This window comes from Microcoleus sp. PH2017_35_SFW_U_B, assembly GCF_020737865.1.
GTDB lineage: Bacteria > Cyanobacteriota > Cyanobacteriia > Cyanobacteriales > Microcoleaceae > Microcoleus.
Genome location: NZ_JAEQDE010000116.1, coordinates 55,282 through 61,753, shown reverse-complemented (window position 1 = coordinate 61,753; position 6,472 = coordinate 55,282). Strand labels below are relative to the sequence as shown.

Genomic DNA, 6,472 nt, shown 5'->3' with positions numbered 1-6,472 from the left:
CCGAAAGCCTGCGTGTTTTGCCATCAAGGTTGCTTCAGTATTATTTAATTTGAGCGCTCGCTTGACGGCAAACATGGAACTGACTCTCAGCAATCAACTGTAGATAAGTTTAGCAGACTATTTGCCACTTAAGTCTTGCTCCGCTGCGCTACATCCACCTGCCTTTCATCCCCAACCTTCTTCGTTGCGGAAGACGCTACGCTGTTCCTACACTACGAGAGGATGGGGAATTCCCGGCGAACTCGTTAAATGTTAAGTTTTTGCAGGCGACAAATCTCAAGCCAGAAATTTTCGATCGTCAATTGGCCGCATTATGACATTCTATCTAATCGATCGATCCGTTTGAACAAACGCAACAGAGCAAACCCAGCACCCGCAGCCAGCAAAGCCACAGCGACAGCGGGCCATACTTGATTGCTGACAAACAAAATTGTCGCCGACAAAGTAAAAGCACTCATCATCAAAGTATAATTAGTGCCCATTTGAACGTTGCTCATGCGGCGCATCAATCGCTCAGCTTCGGAAGAACGGACTCGAATCCGTAAATCTCCCTGTTCGAGTTTATCAATAGTCTCCTCAATCCGGCGGGGCAAACCCAAAGCAGTCGAACTCACCTGAGCCGCCTGACGGCCTAGTTCGTTAAAAATGCTGCTCGTTGCATCCGGCCCATTTCCATTAGTCATAAGCTGCATGGCAAAAGGTTGTGCCACCTCCATAAAGTTAAACTCGGGATCTAAACCCCGGCCCACGCCTTCAATCGTCGAAAAAGCTCGCATTACAAAAGTAAAGGTAGCTGGGAAGCGAAAAGGTTGGTCGTAGGCAATATCGTAAAGGTCATCGGTAATCGCACTCACGGACTGCTCTTCAAAAGGCTTATCCATGAAGTTATCGAGCATATACTGGATGCTGCGGCGCACGGGACTCATATCGCCTGTGGGAACCAAAGCGCCCAAGTTGATCAGAGAATCCATAATCCGCTGTCCATCCTTGGAAGCAATGCCGTAGAGAGTCTCCATCAGTCCTTCGCGGACGTTGGACTGGATTTGACCCATCATGCCGAAATCGTAGAAAATCAGAGATCCGTCAGCACTCACAGCGATATTGCCGGGGTGGGGATCTGCGTGGAAAAAGCCATCGTTGAGCAACTGCCGCAAATAAGCTTTAGCGCCTAACTGAGCGATTAATTTGCGATCGATCCCGGCTGCTTCGAGAGCTTCGTAGTGGCTGATTTTAATCCCTGGTAGGTATTCCAAAGTCAGCACTCGCGGAGCCGCGTAGCGCCAATAAACTCGTGGCACCTGCACCCAGTCGCAGTTGCTAAAATTGCGGCGAAAAGTATCAGCATTGCGGCCTTCATGGAGATAGTCTATTTCCAGCCACAGAATGCGACAACATTCCTCATAAATCCCCATCCAATCTCGGCCGCGGCCCCACTTAGGATGGTTTTGAAAATAGCGAGCAATCCCCTTGAGAATTTGCAAATCTATTTCAAACAGCTTTCGCAGTCCAGGGCGTTGCACTTTTACTACAACTTCCGGGCCCGAGTGCAGTTGAGCTTTGTGTACCTGACCCAAACTGGCAGCGGCCAGGGGCACAGGATCGAAGCTGCGGTAGAGTTCCTCAACAGTCTTGCCCAAATCTTGCTCGACAATTACCTCTAACTGTTCGTAGCTGAAAGCAGGCACTTTATCTTGCAGCTTAGAAAGTTCCTCGACAAACTCTGCCGGGAACAAGTCGGCGCGGGTGGAAAATAATTGTCCAACTTTAATGAAAGTCGGGCCTAAATCCAAGAGTGTTTCTCGAACCCAGATAGCTTGAAAGCGGCGTCTGGCAACTTTCTTTTCTTCAGTTACACCTCCCCAGTAGCTCCAGTTTTTGCTGTCGAACCACAGCGAAGCCAGCCAGAGCAAGACAAAGGCCCAAATGTCGAAGAAGCGTCGCTGCCGGGAATATTTTTCGCGATTCCAGCGATAAGCTTTACTTTTGTAGGATTTACCAGCAGTTTTTGGCTCATCGGCGTCGCTAGTACGCTTGGGGGAGCGCTGGCGATTAACAGAGTCATCAAGGAGAGCAGACACTTGGGTTCCCAAATTGCTTATTTTATGTTGTTGCTTTGATTGCAGGTAGGAAGGAGCGCAGGAGCGCATTGCTTTGCGCTCGTGTAACAATCAGTAGTTGTTGCGATCGTCACTTCGGAGCTATCGTCCGCTGGAATCGTCCTTTGTTAAGGCAAACTGCTGCGGTAGCGCTGCAATTCCGATCGCACGAGAGCGACTTCGGCGCGCAGCTCGTCGATCGTTACTTGCAAGTCTGCGGGATGGATGTCTTGAATGTCAGTAGTAGTGCTGGTGGTTCCAGTACCAGTTCTGGTCTGCATCGCCTCATCGGCAGCGCGATTGGCCCGTTCTACAACTTTATCTGTGAACTGGCGCAGGCGTTCTCTTTGTTCGGCGTCAAATTTGCCGAGTTCGGAGAAAGCGTTGGTTGCTGCGCTTTCTAATTGCTCGTACAGTGCTTCGGCAACTGCTCTTCCTACAAAAAAGGCATGAACTGGGGGTTTACTCATATAGAAATCTCTGTACGCTTCCGCAACAAATTATAACTTGCTTATCCTCGATGGCGCTTGTTCCCAAAGAAAGGAACTTTGCCCGAATCGATCGACCACCCTGGCTTGCACCGAAAAAAACAACTGTTTGCACCGATCGCGATCGCATATAGGGCGCCACCACGGTAACTCACGGCATTCTCGGCTCTAGTTTTACTCAAACCTTTCTCAAGCTTAGTAGGTTTGGCAGAACTAATGGGCGACCTCGAACAACCTAGCCGTCCGGTCTCAATATTAACATAATTTACCACAAAATATCAAATATTTATAAATTTTGGGGTTTCCATTCTGATTAGTTAGGTGATAGAAAATATTCGATAATTTCCGGCAATGGCTATTGATATTTTCTGAGTCTATCGCAGGTTGTGCGAAATTGTCTGTGGTTTGGAATGGCGTTATTCGCTCCACAATCGATGGATATTTAGTCAATCCTCAAACCAAGGATTAGTTCGCCCTTTTAAGCAAAAAAAAGAATACTAATTTGTCGCAGGTTCAGGATAAGGCACTGTCGGTTCTGGCACGGGGGGCGGCGAGTAAGGTGCGATCGAAGTACCGGAATTGCTGCCGTTTTGGCTTGGTATTGGCGGTTCGATCGATCCTAGGGCCGGTGACGGTACTGTCGGTGCGGATTCTTGCTGTGGGAATGTTTCAGAACTATTGGCAGCAGACGGGGCGGGTGCGGGTACGGGAGGGGAGGATCTGCGGGATTCGGGTGGCAGGGGCGGAACTTCTGGTACAGGTGCGGATGCTGCTTCGGGTGCTGGCTGGGTTTCAGTTTTAGGTTCTGGAATGGGGTACTCAGAGATCTGCGCTTCGGGATCGGGAGTTGGGGATGCTGAAGGTTCAGGATCTGGGGCGGGAGTCTCCGGGCTTGGGGAGGCAGAAGGTTGGGCGCTAGCTGTTGAGTTGTCGATCGGTTCTGGTATGCTGCTGTCTGACGTGGGTTTGGGGCGCTTGTTGAGTTGGAGTGGAACCAGAGGGCTGCTTTCGACAGACGGCTGCCCGAACATCGGCCCTGACAAATCACGGGATTTGAGCAAATCTTCCAAAGATGGGAAGGATTGAGTTGTGGATCTGTTGTTGCTGGCACTGATGCTGTGGTAGCGCCAGGCCAAGTCAAAACCCATCCAGCCAGCAATTGCAGCCGTGACGACAAACGCCAGCAAGGTCAACGGCAGGGGGGGAGGTGCTGGCAATCGCAAACTTTGCTTGTCTGTTCTCTGTGCGGGTAATCGCTCTGTTTCTTGCAGCATAGTAAGCCAATTTTCCACTGTCTGGGGGCGTTTCTGGGGGTCGGTTTCGAGTCCCTGAAGGATTGCTCGCTCAATGCCGGGGCTGAGGTTGGGCTGAAATTGCCGCAAAGAAGCCAGGGGAATGCGATCGCGCAGGGGTGCTGCTACGGGTGGTACGCCGGAGAGCAAGTAGTAAAGGGTGGCTGCGATCGCGTAAACATCTGTGGCAGGCGTACATTTACCGTCATAGAGGTATTGTTCGAGCGGCGCGTATCCTGGGGAAAGCAAGTTAGTGTGAGTTTGTTTCGTGTCGGCGATAAAGTCGCGAGCAACACCGAAGTCTATCAACATTACTAGATGAGAATCGGCTCGCCGGATCATATTTTCTGGATTGATGTCTCCGTGTAGCAATCCGCTGTGGTGAACTGTACTTACCGCTGAGGCTATTTGCCGAATGTAGTGCAGGGCCTGGGCTTCTGGTAGCGGCTGACTGGTTTCGACTATTTGGGCGAGAGTTTGGCCCGGAATGTAGTCCATCGCGATAAAAGACTGTCCGGCTTCTTCAAAAAAGTCAATTACCCTGACGATGTTTGAATGCTGGCATCGAGACAGGCGCTGGGCTTCGGCAATAAACTGCTGCTGAAACTGGGCAGAGGCTGGGTGTTGGCGCAGACTTTCGTTGAGGGTTTTGAGTACGACGGTTTGGTTTAATTGGGTGTGGGTAGCTCGGTAAGTGATGCCGAACCCTCCTCTGCCTAAAGTCGCGTTAATTGTGTATTTGCCCTTTTGCAGGACTGTTGCTGGCGCTAAGTTCATCTTTAGTTGATGCCGGTTCCCAAACTATGCTACCGCCTTTGGGTTATGAAAGCAGAGTTAGGGGTGAGGTTCGATCGACGATCGGCGCCCTAGGGCGTCGGTTTTGCTCTGCCAGGTCATCTTTGCCTCTGGCGGTTATTTTATCTGTAGCCGTCGTCTCAAAACTTAACACAATTTTTTGCCAATAAAAATCCCGCTCTTGTGGAACGGGAAAGCCATCAGGGTGCATCTATATGACTATGACTATAGCCCATGGGGGGTATAACCCCTCTTGCCTTTATCAAATCTTTACCAATCGCAGGCTTATGTAAAGATTTAGGTTTTTATTTGACTTGTGGTCACTGTTATGATATATCTTTTCAAAAAGATGAAGTATTGACCAATCAATCCCTCAATCCCCAATCTCAAATCGAAAAATGGAAAATCTCAACTTGTACCTCCAGAAAGCTGAGAAAGTCTATAGAAGGGAGTCCTACTTATACCATTTATCAAAAGTAGTGCTACAAAACAAGTGTTCGGTTTGTTCGATCGACTCTGTAGGTAAGATTCGTTGCCGCTCGAAAAGTGAATTAATTTTAGGGATTGTTGATGTATCCGCACCTTACGAATAATGTTGCCAGAGTTTTGAAAATTCATATTACAAACATGGTTGTTTGGTGAAAGCGCAATGGCACAGGTGCGTCGCTACTTGAAAATAGAAAAGTCTATTTTTTTGACTAATTTTTAATAGCAGTGTACCTTATACTATTTTTCTAAGCTCTCATATTCGCGGACGTTGTTGGGAAGAGAGCCCTCTTGGTTTCAGTGGTTATATAACCTGTCAGTCATACCTCACCTTTTTGAGAAAGGCTATACGACGACAAGAGATTGTAATTTATAGACTTTCCGTATTTTCTAAAGTCTGTTATAAATTTAAAAAAATGGTATTAGGACTCCAGCGTATTGAACTTTAATCTTCCTTACAATAAAAAATTTGTTTAAAGCCTATGGGTTTGGCGTATAAATTAAAATCAGACGATTCATTACCCCAATCCTCGGGCTTCCAGGTAGAAGTTGCTGTCAATTGTCAACTGTCAACTGTCAACTGAATTACCGTGCTTCGGCAAATGGTGCAGCAAATACCAAAACACCGCTATATTTGCGATAAAAACCACCAGCTTAAGTACGGTAAAACCATGAAATAACTCATATATTTCGGGCGGGATACTGATACCTACCAGCGCTAAAACCAAAATAGTCGCCCACCCTTTTTCGTACCACAAACCAACTGCTTCAAGAGCAGTTAAAGCGGCATAAAGTCCTGCTGCAAGTCCGCTAAATAGTAATGTTTTAGGCTTTACACTTAGAACTTTATCTAGTAGAAGCTCAATTATTTTTAATTTACTTTCCAAGAAGTACGATTCCGAAAAATCTTCCAAGGCTTGATGATTCTTCAGCGCTAAAAGTAAAGCGACGGAAGTTACTGTCAAGAGGGCTGCTACAAAAGTTTTGTAAACGACAATTGCGATTAAACCAGGAGGACGCTGTTTTTTCACGTAAATTCTCAAAAAATCTAATAATGTGCGACGATCGGCTTGTGAATAAGGAAGAAAAAAGTTCGGCAACGAATTCGCTGGCGCGAGATTTAACGGATATAAGATGGCTGTGCGGCAACGAGTCAGTGTACCCGATTAACGGATACAAGATGACGGTAAAATTCAGCAATTATTAGCCGATATATTTACAAAAAATAACGTGCTGCTGACATATAGCCTTTCTCACAAAGATGAGGTATGACTGACAGCTTATATAACCTCCCAGACAAAGAGGGCTGAAGCCC

At 47.5% G+C, this 6,472-nt stretch carries 5 protein-coding genes; all 5 read right to left on the bottom strand.

All coding sequences use genetic code 11. The features are described 5' to 3' along the window. Positions 1–311: 311 nt before the first annotated feature. Positions 312–2,078: an AarF/ABC1/UbiB kinase family protein gene (locus tag JGK36_RS28475; RefSeq protein ID WP_293184903.1), complete on the bottom strand. Its 1,767-nt coding sequence runs from the start codon at positions 2,076–2,078 to the stop codon at positions 312–314. Positions 2,079–2,224: 146 nt separating this feature from the next. Continuing rightward, positions 2,225–2,566 (bottom strand): DUF6825 family protein, encoded by a 342-nt coding sequence (locus tag JGK36_RS28470; protein ID WP_293184904.1) that lies wholly within the window; start codon positions 2,564–2,566, stop codon positions 2,225–2,227. A 41-nt stretch (positions 2,567–2,607) separates the two neighbouring features. Further along, entirely contained in the window at positions 2,608–2,766 is a 159-nt protein-coding gene (locus JGK36_RS28465) for a hypothetical protein (RefSeq protein ID WP_293184905.1), read from the bottom strand. Positions 2,767–3,081: 315 nt separating this feature from the next. Continuing rightward, entirely contained in the window at positions 3,082–4,653 is a 1,572-nt protein-coding gene (locus JGK36_RS28460) for a protein kinase (RefSeq protein WP_293184906.1), read from the bottom strand. Between the two features lie 1,073 nt (positions 4,654–5,726). Next, positions 5,727–6,257 (bottom strand): DUF2127 domain-containing protein, encoded by a 531-nt coding sequence (locus tag JGK36_RS28455; RefSeq protein ID WP_293184907.1) that lies wholly within the window; start codon positions 6,255–6,257, stop codon positions 5,727–5,729. Positions 6,258–6,472: the final 215 nt, after the last annotated feature.

Excerpts from the sequence above, each read along its gene's own strand:
- JGK36_RS28460 (WP_293184906.1), bottom strand. The coding sequence starts at position 4,653 with ATGAACTTAGCGCCAGCAACAGTCCTGCAAAAGGGCAAATACACAATT.
- JGK36_RS28470 (WP_293184904.1), bottom strand. The coding sequence starts at position 2,566 with ATGAGTAAACCCCCAGTTCATGCCTTTTTTGTAGGAAGAGCAGTTGCC.